Raw genomic sequence first — 14,907 nt, forward strand, 5'->3', positions numbered from 1 at the left:
ATTTCAAAAACATTTAAGAAAATGAAGATCACCATTGTTGGTGCACATGGTCAAATCGCCATGCTGCTTCACCCGATATTAATTGAAAGAGGACACAACGTACGAGGCATCATTCGAAAAGATGAACAAGCAGACCATCTGCGTGATTTTGGAGTGGAACCTGTCATTGCCGATATAGAAAAGCTGGATGATATTTCAGGAGCGGTTGGAAATGTAGATGCGGTTCTTTTTGCCGCAGGTGCAGGACCCGGTAGCGGGGCAGTACGGAAATGGACGGTAGATCGTGATGGAGCGATCAAACTGATGGAAGCATGTCACAAAAACGGAATTGATCGCTACGTGATTATCAGCGCTATGGGACTTGATAAACCCCGCGGCAGTGAAGTGTTCCGGGTCTACCAGAAAGCGAAAGCCGAAGCGGATGAAGCTCTTCGACATAGTGGATTGGATTATACGATTGTGAAACCGGGAAGGCTTACAGATGAACCGGGGAACGGAAAAGTATCCATAGGGAAAAATTTAGAACGTGGTGAAATTCCCCGGGAAGATGTGGCTGAAGTTTTGGCGGAGGTTTTTGATAATCCGCAAACAATTGAAATGGAGTTTGATTTGGTATCAGGCGACCAATCCATATCTGAAGCTATTTCTAAGATTATAAATAAGTGAACTTAGGCGGGATAATGAATAAAGAATCCTCATCGCTTATCATCTTTTGGAATAAAACTCTTAGCCAAAAATTATTCCTGTTTCGAATTTTTTTGATGCTGAATCTTACAGGAGTAGCCAATTTGCTGTTGCCGTTCAAGGTATATTCGCGGTTTTTAGGACAGATCAATTCCGAGTCAACACAAAACCCCAAAAATATTGACTGGACATACGTAGAGCAGGTTTCAAAATCTGTTAAAAATATAAGCAAAGTGAGTCCTATTGAATTTAAATGTTTGGTGCAGGCAACAGTCGGGAAATATTTTGTAGCCCGGGAAAGAATTGACAGCACAATCTATTTTGGTGTAAAGAAGGATGAATCGCATAACCTGAAAGCTCATGCCTGGCTTCGAGTTGGACCAAAAATTGTACTTGGCGAAGAGGTTGCCGATCAGTATAATGTAGTATCAACATATTCGTGAGCATTAATCAAACTATTCATGACACGGGATACAATTATCGTTCGAACCAACAAAGCACTGGTCTCATCCATCGAGGATGAACTGGTGATGTTTGATGTAAATGCCGGCCAATACTACGGGTTAAATAATGTAGCCACCGCCGTTTGGAATCATCTTGAAACCCAAAAAACGGTCGATGAACTTTGCCAATCACTCACCGGGGAGTTCGATATCTCAATGGACAATTGCCGAAATGAGCTTCTTGAGTTTTTACCGGAACTTGAAGAAAAAGGCCTGATCGAGGTTGTGGAGGAAGATTAACCACAAGCTCAAAAATTCAATCCTATAGAAACTATTTTTAACCATTCTCCGTTTTCAATTTCTATTTCAATAAAATCGGACGGGTATGACCCTTAAATATCTCTTTACAGCTCTATTGTCCCTCCTCTTTTTATCCCAGGTATCGTTTGCCCAGGATCTTAAAGAAGAGGTTGAAAACTCAATCGACAAAGATGAGATGCCAGCATCTGCACTGGATGCGTTGGAAGATTTCCTTGAAGACCAAATTGTTACCGATACCGACTATTACCGTGAAACAGACGGTGAAACAATTACATTCGAAGCCAAGCTGAACTGGCAGGGATATCAATACAGCATTGAATTTACGGATGAAGGTTTGTTACTGGACATCGAACAACTCATCGAATTCTCAGAAATTCCTGAAAAGATTCAAGATCGTATTACTGAAATAATGGAGGAACAGTTTTCCAAATTCAGAATGACACGTGTTCAACGGCAATTCATAGCCGATGAAGAAGATGAAGAGGGCGAAGATGTGATTGAAGATTTTCTTGAAAATGATATGGACGACCTGGTCGTTCGCTACGAAATTGAGGTGGAAGGTCAAAACCGAAGTGAGATGGGATCCTTTGAAATGCTCTTTGATTCTGAAGGAGAGCTCATCCAAAGAAGAAGAATTGTAAGGCGTTCGATCGATAATATCTGGTAGTTTATGAGTTTTATTAGAATCACCTTTCTTTTATTGACGGCACTTTTTCTTGCTAAATCGGGGACAGCTCAATCAAATACGGATTGGATCTGGAGCCCCGAATACTCCTACTCCTGGAAAACATCCGACCGGATGGCTTATTCGGCAAAGGTCTCCATGTTCAATTCTGTTGAAAATATTGACAAACGTTCCTTCATTCAAAATATAGAACCTCAGCTTTCATTTGCCTACGGGCTTACCCCGCGGACAAAAATTGGCGGCGGTTATTACTATCGCTGGTCATCACCACTCATGGATGGATACCAATATGAGCATCGCTTGTTGCAACAGGTCGGATTTATCAATTTTATCGGAGACCGGCGAATCGCGCATCGATTGCGAACCGAGCAGCGGATTCGATCTTCATCTTACCAGAACCGGGTGAGGTATCGAATCAGTTATGATTTCCCTCTTGAAGGGGATCGACTCGATCCCGGAGAACGATACCTGATCTTTTCAAATGAGATGATGTCGGCCTTTAATGCAGATGAAGCCGATGCTGAAAACCGGTTCTCGGCAGGCATGGGTTGGTTCTTTAACCGTCAACAAAAATTTGAATTGGGCCTTCAATACCGAACCCAGGATATTTTGAGCGGTGATGGAATTTCGCACCTCTTTTTGGTGAGCACGTCGTTTTATATGAACCGGTAATAGTTGCATATCAATACCTGGGCCAATACCACACCCTTTTACCTATTTAAATAACTCCTAAAAGAGATACAACTCATAGTAAATTGCCCAAAAGGAAAATGAGAAGTAAAAATAATTTCAATATTATTTGACGGGCATAGAAAAAGCAAACTGAAAAAGTGTTATTATCTTACGATTGATCGATAATGATTTACACTATATGTGCTTTTTTAAAATTACCCTTTTGGGAATTGTCTCATTTTTAATGGCTCAATCTGGAATGGCGCAGCCCAATACGGAATGGGTCTGGAGACCCGAATACACATATTTAGGGAGTGTATCCGACCGCCTTACATATTCGGCTAAACTTTCTCTCTTTAATTCAGTTGATCATTTTAATGATCGTTCCGCTGTTCTGAATATACAGCCTCAAGCTTTACTTTCTTATCGATTCATTCCCCACATAAGAATTGGGGGTGGTATTGTTTACCGTTGGTCAACACCCGATGATGTGAATGGACCTTATTACGAGTTTAGAACAACCCAGGAAGTAGGATCAATTCGTTATTCTGCTGTCCGCCGAATTATCCATCGCCTGAGAGCCGAGCAACGCTTCCGTTCCTCATCCTATATTAACAGAATGCGATACCGTATCAGGTATAACCTTCCCCTGGAGGGGCAGATACTGAAACCGGGAGACCACTACCTGATCTTTTCCAACGAATTAATGTCTGTTTTTAATAAAAATGATACAAATGCAGAAAATCGACTTTCTACCGGTATGGGTTGGTTCTATAATCGATATCGTAAATTTGAATTAACACTCGAATACAGAACCCGAGACATTCTCAATAATGATGGAGTTGTTCACCTTTTTATGATGAAAACATCATTATTTACAATTCGGTAAACCCGGTTGAACAACGTCACTTACCGGCATTGCAAACGGAGTGAATCAATTCTTGCAATCTCTGATAATTGAGGGATGCTTTGGCATAATTCCTAAACAAGTGAACTACTCCTCGCGATAAGGAATTCACAATGGCCCATAAACCGCATCGCGGAACTCTTTGTGTAAACTGCCATCAAACGGGAGTTTTTGGGTAAAAAAGACAGCTGTAAGTTCGTTTTCGGGATCGACCCAGAAGAGTGTGCTTGCTAAACCATCCCAGAAAAACTCCCCGACTACACCGTTATTTTCTTCTGGCGACTGCGGCGGACGCACCCGAACGGCAAAGTCGATCCCGAAACCAACCTGTCCTTTGCTGGGTAGAAAATGGCGTTCCGTAACTTCTTCAGACAGCTGATTCGTTGCCATCAGTTCAACCGTTTCAGGTTCCAGGATCCTGGTTCCATTCAACTCACCTTCATTCACCAGCATTTGGGTAAATTTCATATAGTCGTCCAGTGTAGAAGTATAACCCCAACCTCCGGGAGTGAGCGCCCAGGTATTTGTATTAAAAGACAAAGCCTGTTCATCTGGAACGCGTTGCAGAGAATCTCCTTCGGCGCTTGAATAGACAGCCGCGAACCGGTCTCGATCGCTTTCCGGTACAAAATATCTTGTCTGATCCATTCCCAACGGATTCAGAATATTCCGCCAAACATATTCATCAAACGGTACACCCGAAAACAGCTCCACCATAAACGCCTGCATATCTACCGACATGCCATAATACCACTGTTCACCCGGGTGAAAGACAAGAGGAATATCCCACAGCCTGTCCGCAAACTCACCCAGCGTATGTTCGCGATTCATCGGATTTTTCTCCGCCAAAATCGGCCCCACATATTCAGCATTGGGGTCATTTGCAAAACCGGCCGTGTGCCGGGTTAAATCCCGAATGGTTAATTCTCGGTTGGGCTCCACGAGTATGGGGTTCCCTTTTTCGTCCATCCCCTCATACACCGTTAATTCTCCCAAATCCGGGGCATACATAGAGATCGGATCATCCAGTTCAAACGCTCCGTCTTCATATAGCTGCATCAAGGCAACTCCGGTAATCGGTTTGGTCATGGAAAAGATCTGAACGATGGTATTTCGCGCCATCTGAACTTCATTTTCACGATCGGCGTATCCCTCCGCATTGAAATAGACCTCTTCACCATCTTCATAGATCAATGCCGAAACTCCCGCCACAGCCCCCGTTTCTAAAAAACTTTGCAGGGTTGAATCGAGTCGTGCCGTAGCGGTTTCATCAATAATTTGGTTTTCTTTTTGATTTGTTGAGCAGGCGGTTAGTGCCAGGGTGAAACTTACCACAATGTAGATGAGTCGACTCATTTTTTTGATTGGATGATTATTATTTGATAAAAGATTGTACCGGTTCAGAATATATGATTAGAGAAGAATTTGCCAATTTATTTTGATTTGCTTGTAACCAACTCCCGAAACGCCACAATCGCCAACAAGCCTGTAATTACGGCACCGATTCCGAATACAACCCTGCCGATGACCTGGTTGGCAGCCTCCGCAATAAACGGAATTCCACCTTGAATATCTTCCCCATAGAAAGCAACCCAAAACCCAACGATAGATAAACCCAGGCATATCACCCCGCCTAAAAAAGAGCGCCATTTTGGGGGCTTAGTTTTATTGATCATGTTCTTTTTTGGTGATTTTTATGGATATAATCGAATATTAAGTTCTTGTCATTTATCATCCCCGCTTGATCCCATTTACAGTCTTCCCAGTTTAAGCGCCTGTGAGAAACTGAGTCTTCAAAAAAATTACGGCATTTTTAGAAACCATAAAGATACTATTCTATTCATAATTCTTATCTAATTCACATATCTTTAAGCGCAGACTATAGACCTTGAACATTAAACCCTTTGCGGGAATGCCGAAAGAAATAGAATCATATAAGCTTGGAAATGTCCAGGTGACCATCACAGAGACGGATGACCCAAAAAAACTTAGTGTGGATTGTAACGACGGAAACTACCATTCTGAATTCAAAGTAAGCCGATACGAGTTTAAAAATTACAAGCGGCATATGAATCAGAAGATCACCAAGGCGTATAATCGACAGTATGAAGAGGAGTAAGAATCTCAATCATAGCATTTTAGCACATACACTGGATCGAAGACCACCAAAGGCTTACAATTAACGGAGTGAGGATTGCGGATACCCTTACCTCACTCCACAATCCTCCCATTTACAAAATCAACATCGCATCACCAAACGAATAGAACCGGTATTTCTCTTGAACGGCATGATTGTAGATGCGTTTTACTTCCCCCAAACTTGAAAAGGCTGAAACCAACATCAGGAGCGTACTTTTCGGGAGATGAAAATTGGTGATCAAGTGATCTACGGATTTGAATTCATACCCCGGCGTGATGAAAATATCCGTCTCTCCTGAACAAGCTTTGAAATTTCCTTCCTCTTTTGGAACGGATTCTATCACCCGAACACTTGTCGTGCCTACCGCCGTAATACTCCTGGTTTGATTCAGCGCATCGGCCTGATTTTTTGTTATTTGGTACCACTCACTGTGCATGATATGATCATCAATCTTATCTGCCTTCACCGGTGCAAAAGTACCGAGCCCAACATGCAGTGTAACCTCTTTTTTTTCGATTCCTTGATTTTCCAGTTTCTCGATCAACTCCGGCGTAAAATGAAGTCCTGCCGTGGGTGCGGCTTTGCTGCCCTGGTCTTTGGCATACACGGTTTGATAACGATCAGACAGTGACTCATCCCGTTCGATGTAGGGTGGAAACGGCGTGTATTTATGTGATTCAAGGAGAGGATCATCCAGGGAATGTGACAATTGAACAATCCGCAAGCCATCTTCGGTGACCTCCAAAGTTTCTGCTGAGACTTGATCTGTTAGCTCTGTCTTCTTCCCGGTTTTAAACTTTTTACCGGGCCGAACCATCGCTTCAACCGTTTTGTCATCCATCGCTTTGGTGACGAAAACCTCCATTTTACCATCATTGAATAGTAACCGGCACTTTTCAACTTTGCTGTTGTTGACTACAAGAGAGGTTCTCTCAGGCAGGTAATCGCCGATATTATAGAAGTAATCGTCTGTAATTTTTTTTGATGTTCGGTCGTAAACAAGAAGACGTGAATGATCGCGGGGAGTAGCCGGTTTTTGGGCAATCAGTTCTTCGGGAAGGTCGTAATCGAAGTCGTCGAGAGTTAGTGACAAGGGTAAATTCTATACTTAAATCTAATGTTGAAGTTCGGAAAGTTTCCTCTTCGAAGGGAGTGTGGGGGAAAATTACTATTAATTTTAAAAATGTTTAAGAAAAAACGATTCGTCAGGAGTCATCCCCCCCCTGAATCAACTAAGTTGATTCTTTCCCCCTTCAAAGGGGGACTTCCTTTTTACTCCACCAATACACCCATCGCTTTTTTTACTTCGTCAATGATTCCATCAGGCCCAATACCTACTTCATCATGGAGCTGTCGCTGGGTTCCGTGTTCAACAATCCTGTCGGGTACACCCATAATCTTAACTGGAACGGCAACACCTTGCTCCGCAACATACTCAGCCACGGCTGAACCGAAACCGCCCAGTTTTGTACCATCCTCAATCGTGATGATCTTATCGTAATTAGACAAAACATGGTCGATCAATTCTGTGTCCAGCGGCTTGGCAAAACGCATGTCGAAGTGGCCCGGAGTGATTCCCTCTTTTTGGAGTTCGGTTCTGGCATCTAATACATAGTTTCCAATCGGACCGAAACTGAGTATGGCTACTTTTTCGCCATCAGCAATAATCCGGCCTTTACCTAACTCCACATCCCGGAACTCTTTTCGAACGTCCATTCCGGTCGATCTGCCCCGCGGATACCGGACCGCCCAGGCCGCGTTGTTATATTTTGATGCAGCATAAAGCATATCGCGAAGCTCTTGCTCATTCATTGGCGAGGAAACCACCATATTTGGCAATGCCCGCAGGTAGGAAATATCATAGAGTCCGTGATGAGTGGGTCCGTCGGCTCCAACAAGTCCGGCCCTGTCAATACAAAACACAACCGGCAGATTTTGTACAGCCACATCATGAATAACCTGATCGTATCCACGCTGTAAAAATGTAGAATAAAGAGCAGCAAACGCTTTTTTGCCTTGTGTAGCTAATCCAGCTGCGAAGGTTACGGCATGCTGCTCGGCAATTCCCACATCAAACGCACGATTGGGAAATCTGTTCATCATCGGCCAGAGGCTTGAGCCGCTTGGCATGGCCGGAGTAATTGCAACGATATCTTCATTTTCTTCAGCCAGTTCAACTAACGCATCACCAAAAACATCCTGGTATTTTGGTGGCTGAGATGTACTCCTCTGAGAAGCCGAAAGCGGTTGGCCCGTAATTTTATCAAACGGGCTGCTTTGCGCATGCCATTTCGTTTGCTCACGTTCTGCCGGTGCAAAACCTTTTCCCTTCACTGTTACGATGTGAAGCAGTTTTGGCCCTGATACTGTTCTCAAATCTTCCAGATGACGGCGAAGTGCATCTACATTATGTCCATCAACCGGACCGTAATATTTAAAACCAAGCGCCTGGAACAATGCACCGGGTGTGATCGCGGCCGTCATCGCACGCTCCAGTTTAGAAGCAACTTTCCGCATCTTATCGCCGGCAGATTTAAAGTGGCCGAGGAGATCGTAAATTTCGTCGCGCATCTTGTTAAATGTCTTGCTCGTGGTGATCTCCGCGAGATATTCCTTAAGAGCCCCGACATTTGGATCAATCGACATATTGTTGTCGTTCAGCACTACCAGCATATCTGATTCTAACGCACCCGCATTATTCAAGGCCTCAAATGCCATTCCGCCTGTCATTGCACCATCACCTATCACAGATACAACTTTCTTATCACTCTTATCTAAATCACGGGCAATGGCCATGCCAAGACCGGCGGATATAGATGTACTTGAGTGTCCTACGCCAAACGTATCATATTCACTCTCAGACCGTTTCGGAAATCCTGAAAGCCCTTGGTATTTCCTGTTGGTGTGAAATTCCTCACGTCGGCCCGTTAAAATTTTGTGGCCGTACGCCTGGTGACCAACATCCCAAATAATTTTGTCATCGGGTGTATTGTAGGTATAGTGAAGTGCCACAGTTAACTCAATCACCCCGAGGCTGGCACCAAAATGGCCTCCATGTACGGATACCATATCAATGATAAATTCGCGAAGCTCATCACAAACCTGCTGAAGTTGCTCCGGTTTTAATTTTTTCAGATCAGAAGGGACGTAGATATCTTTGAGAAGTTTTCCCGGTTCTGGTTTATATGGTTCTTCCATGGCGCAATTTATGCTTCCTTATCAGTATTTGTAGATTGATCAATCTGCTCAATTTTAAGTGCGGCGTTTTCTAGCGTCTCCGAACAAATTTTTGATAGCCGGAGACCTTCTTCATAAAGTTCAACAGATTTTTCGAGTGTAATTTCTCCATCGTTTAGTTTTTCAACAATGGTTTCCAACTTCTCTAAAGCCTCTTCGAAACTCGGTCGTTCCTTTTCTGTCATAATTATTTTCTATTGAAAGTAGATGCATCAAAAGTAAGCCTCTTATCGAATAGCATCAAACCAAAAGAGTATATCAAAAATACAAAGAAATGTTCATTGTTAGATGCTGTTTTTTTTGATGGGGTGTGATCAATATATTCTGTTTTTCTCGCTGAGTTGCGCGGAGTTAGACGCAGTGTTTCGCAGATTTCTTTAATTACTCATTATAACTCGGCGTTGCATCTGCGATAATCTGCGAGACCCCTTATTGCCTCCACTTTACTTTTCTGAATACTTTCCCATCCGATTCATACATAATTGCACCACTTAAACTGGTATAATTTTGCTCATTACTGTATTTATGCAATCTGACGACCGTTTCAGTTCCCGGATGACGAAACCGGTTTTCAAATCCCAAAGATGCTACCGTAATTTCAGGCTCAACAAATTCCATAAATGATGCTGTAGAACTGGTATTACTTGCATGGTGACCAACTTTATAGAGATCGGATTCTAAAAAATCACCATAGACCGAAGCCAATTGAGTTTCCTGCTGCTTTTCAGCATCTCCACTAAATAGAGCTGATGTATTCCCGTAAACCAGTTTAAAGGCAAGCGAGTGGTTATTGATATTTGAAGTTCCCGATCCGGTAGTTGGCCCAATTACAAAAATTCTTAAAGATGGATCGATCTCAATAATATCCCCGGCTACAGGATTCTTGATCGGGATACTTTCCTGTTTCGCTTTCTCCATATATCGAGCAAAAAGCTGAGACTCATAACCTATAGAAGTTTGATAAATCGTATCGACCTCTACGTTCTCTATGATCTCTACCATGCCTCCAATATGATCTGCATGCGGATGTGATAACAAAACACCGTCCAGCCTGTGAATACCTTTTTCCTTTAAATAGGGTAGAATTACCTCCTCCCCGCTGTTACCGCCGGGGGACCACCGCCCCGCATCCACAAGCAGGTGCTTATCATTCGGGGTTTCAATGTGAATAGCATCTCCCTGGCCAACATCCAAGGAAGTAATTCTCAATTTTTTAGGTTCAGATTCCTTGATCACCTGTTCAGTCAGTAACAAATTGACTGCCAGAAGCAGGCAGATTGCGATTTTCCACCGCAGCTTTGGTATTCGAAGTGTTGATATTGTTAGAATGGCAAATAACCAAATCAGGAAAACAGTTATTGAAACCTCACCTACACTTATAAAACTAAAACTGTTCCCACCTGTAATTGTTGCCACTCCCTCAATCCATCCCAGTACAAATTCAAGGGGTATTGCTGTTAGAGCAAATATCTCGGGAAGCAGTGAATATGATACGATAACTACCAGGCCAACGGGTACAACAATCGTTAAGAGCGGGATAACCAAAGCATTTGAGACGGGTCCAACAATAGAAAATTCACCAAAGTAGGCAGCCAGGATCGGAAATAATCCCAACTGTACTACAAATGATACAAGAATGATAGAAATTAAACCGCCTGTCCACCGGAATTGATGTTTCTGAGGAATGAATCGCTGGGCTTCGGGCATTATCAATAAAATGATGAATACAGCACCAAACGAAAGTTGAAATCCAGCATCAAAAAGTTGATTCGGATCCATCAATAGTAAAATTACTGCGGCTACAGCTGTTAAGTTGATAGAATTCCTCACTTTATGAAACAGCCTTCCATAGGTCAGCAACCACGCCATTAATGAAGCCCGACTTACTGACGGACTAAACCCGGTTATACCTGCATATAAAAATAGAAAAAGCGTTAAAACAATGAGGCCTAACCATTTCCCTCTTTTTGATCCCCATAAAAATGGTATAGCCAACCACAAGGGTGCAACAATAAACCCCACGTGTAAACCCGAAACAGCCATGATATGTGACAGACCTGCCCTGGCAAATTCTTTTTTTGCTTTGGGTGTTAAATCATCTTTGTAACCCAATAAAAGAGCCTTGGCAAGAGATGCTTTCTCGGGCTCGAACAATTGATCAATATTTTGAAGAATATGTCCACGCCATTTTCCAAAACTCAGCCATCCACCTTGTTGCAGGTCTATCACTTCTTTCAGTTCACCATGGGCTGAAATACCCTGGCTATGCAGCCATTCACCATAATCAAATCCTGCAGGATTTCTTTGTTCTGGAAATTCATAGATACTTATTTCCATTTCAGCTTCATCATCCACAAATAGTCCATCGCTTGAAGTGGAGTCAGCGTATAGCCTGATTTTGTACTCTCCCTTCCAGGTTAATTCTTTCGGAAGCAGCGTTTCATGCACTTTCATGGTAAACAGATCTCTTCCTGAGGTACTTTTACCGCTCTCAATGATTTCTCCTTTGATTCTGAGATCTTCCCACTCATAAAACTGAATCGGCTCAGAATTCTTTATTTGAATCGAATTCTTTTCATTTTGAAGAGAGGCCAATGCCATTGAAGCCGTCACAACCAAGAGTGAATAAAAGATTGTTGCGAATTGACTGGAAATGATGATGAATTTTTTCTTCAGAATGAATTCAAAGAGTAACCATCCTGCCGTAACTATTGCTAAAAGTACAAGTACGGTGTTGAAAGAGAGGGATAGAAGATGGGGTATGGAAATACCAAACCCCATCAATAGCATGATGCGTACCGCTGGATAAGCGGCAAAAGGAAAACGGTATGAGTCTCTGTCCCTCATACCTGTATGAACCGGGAATTGTCGAAACCTTACAGAAATTGAGATCCATTGCCACTTAAAAACTTAAATTCTTGAGTTTTCAGTGCTTCCGTGGCAATTCTAAACCCTCTTAGAATCCTGAATCTTACTCCTCCTTCAAGCCTAACTTCTTACAAATTTCGGCGAGTGTATCTTTCTCCACTTCGGTAAGTACACCAAACTCCTCCTTGATCTTTTCGAGATGTTTCGGGAAAAAGTCCTCAATAAATTTTTTTCCTTGTGGTGTAAGATGAATGAGTACTGCACGGCGATCGTCGGGATCCCTTTTTCTTTTTACATGCCCGCATCGTTCGAGGTTGTCAATCACCATGGTGATGTTGCCGCCGCTTTTCAATAGTTTTTCACCAATTGATCGTTGATTTAACGGTCCGAGATGATGCAATACTTCCAGAGTACCAAATTGACTTAACGTCAGATCTGCCTCAGCAAGGTGCCTGTTCAACCGGTTATTCATCGACTCCGTTGCCCTCATCAATTTAATGAACGCATTCAGTGTTTTCTTTTCCGATTTCGTTCCCGGATAGTGTGTACCCATGCTGGATTAAATTAAGTCAATTGATTTCAACAGAATATAGGATTTTTGCGGAAACTCCTAAGCAGTGCTCTTTAACCACTAATGAGCCTTGCAAAATTCCGCTTACCTACTTTAAGCTCATACTCTTTTCCATTCTCAAATGTAACTTCAAAACCCGGGTCTTTAATCTTCTCTTCATTTAAAGACACGCCGCCTTGTTTCATCATCCGTTTGGTTTCCCCGTTACTGGACGTCATCTCAGCGTCTGAAATAATGTCTAATAATCGAACCGTTGATCCCGACTCAAAATGAAACTCCGGGGCATCATCCGGAATATTTTTCTTGATCACGGTCTCTTCAAAATGCTTTCGGGCTGCTTCTGCCGCTTTCTCACCGTGGTACATTCGGGTGATGGTATGAGCCAATTCATGTTTTGTATTTCGCGGATCTTCTTCGGCTTTCTGTTTGAGTGATTCGAGTTCCTCAATGGATACATCCGTTACCAGCTCAAAATAGGTATAGATCAATTCATCAGGGATGGAGAGTGCTTTCCCATACATATCATTCGCGGGTTCATCAATTCCTATATAATTATCATAGGATTTACTCATCTTCATTGATCCATCTGTTCCAACAAGCAGTGGCATCATCAAACAAACCTGTGGTTCCTGGCCATCGGTTTTCTGTAAATCACGGCCAACTAACAGATTAAACTTCTGATCAGTACCACCCAACTCCACGTCCGATTTCAGGTGAACGGAATCCTGGCCCTGAGCAAGTGGGTACAGGAACTCATGTACAGAGATCGGTTCATTATTTTCAAACCGTTTAGAAAAGTCATCCCGTTCAATCATTCGGGCAACCGTTAACTTTGAGGATAGTTGAACCACATCCATAAAAGTCATATCACCCAGCCAATCTACATTATTGACGAGCGTGGTTTTGCTCTCATCAAGTATTTTTTGAGCTTGGCTGATATAGGTTTCAGCATTTTCCTGAACCTCTTCGAGCGAGAGCGCGGGTCGTGTTTTATTCTGACCAGTGGGATCCCCAATCATAGCAGTAAATCCACCTATAATAAGGATGGCTTCATGTCCCAGGTCCTGGAACTGGCGTAGTTTTCTCAGAATCACTGAGTGGCCAAGGTGTAAGTCCGGGCGGGTGGGATCTACACCAAGTTTAATTTTGAGAGATTTATTCTCTTTTTTAGACTTCTTTAATTTTTCAATCAATTCCTGTTCGGGGACAATTTCTACCGTTCCCCTTTTAATAACGGCTAACTGTTCATCAACGGGTTTAAAGTTCATGTATCTGAATTTTCAAATATTGGTAATTCTCTAAGTGTGTTGTTTTCCTGTATAGTTCGTTCAATTGTTTGAATAAAATTTTCTGTACCGGGAACCAGGGTGGCTACTACATCAAAAGCGGCGGGGGCTACATAAATAACTACCGGGTACGAAACAGATTTTGAGGCGGATTCTTCTGAGGGAACCCCAAGGCCCGCAAGCAGTAAAAGTGTACCACTGATGAGGATTGCGGTTTTCAATCCTGCAAATATCATTCCTCCAATCTTATTCAAAATTCCCAACTGTACAACATCTATAAATCGCTCAAGTGCAAAACCTGTTATTTGCACAGCCGCAATAATAAGAACAAAAGAGATAATTCCGGTAATTATCGTAGAGTGATCCCTGTTCTCAACATAAGGAGCCAAAATTCCTGAGATGGTGCCCATATATTCAAAGGTGATGTAAACGGCCAGTACAATTCCAACAATCCCAAAAATTTCCTTGATAAATCCCCTGTTAAAGCCTTTATATGCAAAGTATGCAATCGGCAGTAAGATGATTATATCAAGAAAGTTCATGGTTCCCTCATTTTGAAAGTTCCTCTTTTACAATCTTGCTGATGGTTGCTCCTTCTGCTTTACCCTTTAACTGCCCCATGAGAGCCCCCATTACTTTACCCATATCACTCATATCGGTGGCGCCCATCTGATCAATCTGCTTTTTCACAGCATTGCGGATTTCATCTTCATCCATCATTTCGGGAAGGTATTCTTCGATGATCTCAAGCTCAAATTTCTCTTTATCTGCTAAGTCATCGCGACCGCCTTCCTCAAATTGGTCGATCGATTCTTTTCGCTGCTTGGCGGCTTTCATCAGAACTTCCACAACTTGTTCATCACTTAGGGAAGCTTCGCCGCCTTTTCGTTCGCTGATCTCTTTTTCCAGCAATTTTGCCTTCAGTGATCGCAAAACATTCAGTTTATCTGCCTCTTTCGCTTTCATGGCAGATTTCAAATCATCTAGTATTTTATTTTTTAAACTCATGTCTGATTATGGTAATTATTTATCCTTTAATGTAATGAGAGTTTGTCAATTTTGTCATTACGGGCTTGCGTGGCAATCTAAAGCA

The 14,907-nt window shown here is 42.5% G+C and carries 17 protein-coding genes; 7 read left to right on the forward strand and 10 right to left on the reverse strand.

What is annotated here, in order from left to right; translation table 11 throughout:
* Positions 1–21 precede the first annotated feature (21 nt).
* The 6 genes from L6773_RS01135 (at position 22) to L6773_RS01160 (ending at position 3,694) form a co-directional block, all read left to right on the forward strand.
* Positions 22–666, forward strand: a complete 645-nt coding sequence (locus L6773_RS01135) for an SDR family oxidoreductase (protein ID WP_237851998.1) — start codon at positions 22–24, stop codon at positions 664–666.
* A gap of 14 nt (positions 667–680) precedes the next feature.
* On the forward strand, positions 681–1,127 hold the full coding sequence (locus L6773_RS01140) for a lasso peptide biosynthesis B2 protein (protein ID WP_237851999.1): 447 nt from the start codon (positions 681–683) through the stop codon (positions 1,125–1,127).
* An 18-nt stretch (positions 1,128–1,145) separates the two neighbouring features.
* A complete protein-coding gene (locus tag L6773_RS01145; protein WP_237852000.1) occupies positions 1,146–1,427 on the forward strand; it encodes a PqqD family protein in 282 nt (93 codons plus the stop codon).
* A gap of 85 nt (positions 1,428–1,512) precedes the next feature.
* Positions 1,513–2,115 (forward strand): hypothetical protein, encoded by a 603-nt coding sequence (locus L6773_RS01150; protein ID WP_237852001.1) that lies wholly within the window; start codon positions 1,513–1,515, stop codon positions 2,113–2,115.
* A 3-nt stretch (positions 2,116–2,118) separates the two neighbouring features.
* Entirely contained in the window at positions 2,119–2,805 is a 687-nt protein-coding gene (locus L6773_RS01155) for a DUF2490 domain-containing protein (RefSeq protein ID WP_237852002.1), read from the forward strand.
* 199 nt (positions 2,806–3,004) lie between these two features.
* Entirely contained in the window at positions 3,005–3,694 is a 690-nt protein-coding gene (locus L6773_RS01160) for a DUF2490 domain-containing protein (protein WP_237852003.1), read from the forward strand.
* Positions 3,695–3,820: 126 nt separating this feature from the next.
* On the opposite strand, the gene L6773_RS01165 is transcribed toward L6773_RS01160, so the two are convergent.
* Together L6773_RS01165 and L6773_RS01170 are read right to left on the reverse strand one after the other, a co-directional pair.
* Positions 3,821–5,068: a serine hydrolase domain-containing protein gene (locus tag L6773_RS01165; RefSeq protein WP_237852004.1), complete on the reverse strand. Its 1,248-nt coding sequence runs from the start codon at positions 5,066–5,068 to the stop codon at positions 3,821–3,823.
* A gap of 77 nt (positions 5,069–5,145) precedes the next feature.
* Positions 5,146–5,388: a hypothetical protein gene (locus tag L6773_RS01170; RefSeq protein WP_237852005.1), complete on the reverse strand. Its 243-nt coding sequence runs from the start codon at positions 5,386–5,388 to the stop codon at positions 5,146–5,148.
* A gap of 236 nt (positions 5,389–5,624) precedes the next feature.
* Here L6773_RS01170 and L6773_RS01175 point away from each other — a divergent pair, with 236 nt between their 5' ends.
* Entirely contained in the window at positions 5,625–5,831 is a 207-nt protein-coding gene (locus L6773_RS01175) for a hypothetical protein (RefSeq protein ID WP_237852006.1), read from the forward strand.
* A gap of 112 nt (positions 5,832–5,943) precedes the next feature.
* On the opposite strand, the gene queA is transcribed toward L6773_RS01175, so the two are convergent.
* The 8 genes from queA to L6773_RS01215 all read right to left on the reverse strand — a co-directional run bounded on the left by queA (position 5,944) and on the right by L6773_RS01215 (position 14,822).
* Positions 5,944–6,945 (reverse strand): tRNA preQ1(34) S-adenosylmethionine ribosyltransferase-isomerase QueA, encoded by a 1,002-nt coding sequence (gene queA / locus L6773_RS01180; protein WP_237852007.1) that lies wholly within the window; start codon positions 6,943–6,945, stop codon positions 5,944–5,946.
* A gap of 179 nt (positions 6,946–7,124) precedes the next feature.
* Positions 7,125–9,050: a 1-deoxy-D-xylulose-5-phosphate synthase gene (gene dxs, locus L6773_RS01185; RefSeq protein ID WP_237852008.1), complete on the reverse strand. Its 1,926-nt coding sequence runs from the start codon at positions 9,048–9,050 to the stop codon at positions 7,125–7,127.
* Positions 9,051–9,058: 8 nt separating this feature from the next.
* Positions 9,059–9,274, reverse strand: coding sequence for an exodeoxyribonuclease VII small subunit (gene xseB / locus L6773_RS01190; protein ID WP_237852009.1), 216 nt, complete (start codon positions 9,272–9,274; stop codon positions 9,059–9,061).
* Between the two features lie 244 nt (positions 9,275–9,518).
* Complete coding sequence (locus L6773_RS01195) at positions 9,519–11,936, reverse strand: DNA internalization-related competence protein ComEC/Rec2 (protein ID WP_237852010.1); 2,418 nt, start codon at positions 11,934–11,936, stop codon at positions 9,519–9,521.
* A gap of 124 nt (positions 11,937–12,060) precedes the next feature.
* Entirely contained in the window at positions 12,061–12,510 is a 450-nt protein-coding gene (locus L6773_RS01200) for a MarR family winged helix-turn-helix transcriptional regulator (RefSeq protein WP_237852011.1), read from the reverse strand.
* A 71-nt stretch (positions 12,511–12,581) separates the two neighbouring features.
* Positions 12,582–13,796: a tyrosine--tRNA ligase gene (gene tyrS / locus L6773_RS01205; protein WP_237852012.1), complete on the reverse strand. Its 1,215-nt coding sequence runs from the start codon at positions 13,794–13,796 to the stop codon at positions 12,582–12,584.
* A complete protein-coding gene (locus L6773_RS01210) occupies positions 13,793–14,356 on the reverse strand; it encodes a CvpA family protein (RefSeq protein WP_237852013.1) in 564 nt (187 codons plus the stop codon). Before L6773_RS01210 ends, tyrS begins: the two co-directional genes overlap by 4 nt.
* Before the next feature lie 7 nt (positions 14,357–14,363).
* Entirely contained in the window at positions 14,364–14,822 is a 459-nt protein-coding gene (locus L6773_RS01215; RefSeq protein WP_237852014.1) for a GatB/YqeY domain-containing protein, read from the reverse strand.
* Positions 14,823–14,907 lie beyond the last annotated feature (85 nt).

Origin of the sequence: Rhodohalobacter sulfatireducens (assembly GCF_022012475.1) — a bacterium.
GTDB classification, from domain to species: Bacteria; Bacteroidota; Rhodothermia; order Balneolales; family Balneolaceae; genus Rhodohalobacter; species Rhodohalobacter sulfatireducens.

Coding starts and splice junctions, on each gene's coding strand:
- xseB (WP_237852009.1), bottom strand. CDS start 9,274: ATGACAGAAAAGGAACGACCGAGTTTCGAAGAGGCTTTAGAGAAGTTG.
- L6773_RS01145 (WP_237852000.1), top strand. CDS start 1,146: ATGACACGGGATACAATTATCGTTCGAACCAACAAAGCACTGGTCTCA.
- L6773_RS01200 (WP_237852011.1), bottom strand. CDS start 12,510: ATGGGTACACACTATCCGGGAACGAAATCGGAAAAGAAAACACTGAAT.
- L6773_RS01215 (WP_237852014.1), bottom strand. CDS start 14,822: ATGAGTTTAAAAAATAAAATACTAGATGATTTGAAATCTGCCATGAAA.
- L6773_RS01160 (WP_237852003.1), top strand. CDS start 3,005: ATGTGCTTTTTTAAAATTACCCTTTTGGGAATTGTCTCATTTTTAATG.
- L6773_RS01210 (WP_237852013.1), bottom strand. CDS start 14,356: ATGAACTTTCTTGATATAATCATCTTACTGCCGATTGCATACTTTGCA.
- L6773_RS01175 (WP_237852006.1), top strand. CDS start 5,625: ATGCCGAAAGAAATAGAATCATATAAGCTTGGAAATGTCCAGGTGACC.
- L6773_RS01140 (WP_237851999.1), top strand. CDS start 681: ATGAATAAAGAATCCTCATCGCTTATCATCTTTTGGAATAAAACTCTT.
- L6773_RS01155 (WP_237852002.1), top strand. CDS start 2,119: ATGAGTTTTATTAGAATCACCTTTCTTTTATTGACGGCACTTTTTCTT.
- L6773_RS01170 (WP_237852005.1), bottom strand. CDS start 5,388: ATGATCAATAAAACTAAGCCCCCAAAATGGCGCTCTTTTTTAGGCGGG.
- tyrS (WP_237852012.1), bottom strand. CDS start 13,796: ATGAACTTTAAACCCGTTGATGAACAGTTAGCCGTTATTAAAAGGGGA.
- dxs (WP_237852008.1), bottom strand. CDS start 9,050: ATGGAAGAACCATATAAACCAGAACCGGGAAAACTTCTCAAAGATATC.
- L6773_RS01150 (WP_237852001.1), top strand. CDS start 1,513: ATGACCCTTAAATATCTCTTTACAGCTCTATTGTCCCTCCTCTTTTTA.
- L6773_RS01165 (WP_237852004.1), bottom strand. CDS start 5,068: ATGAGTCGACTCATCTACATTGTGGTAAGTTTCACCCTGGCACTAACC.
- L6773_RS01195 (WP_237852010.1), bottom strand. CDS start 11,936: ATGAGGGACAGAGACTCATACCGTTTTCCTTTTGCCGCTTATCCAGCG.
- L6773_RS01135 (WP_237851998.1), top strand. CDS start 22: ATGAAGATCACCATTGTTGGTGCACATGGTCAAATCGCCATGCTGCTT.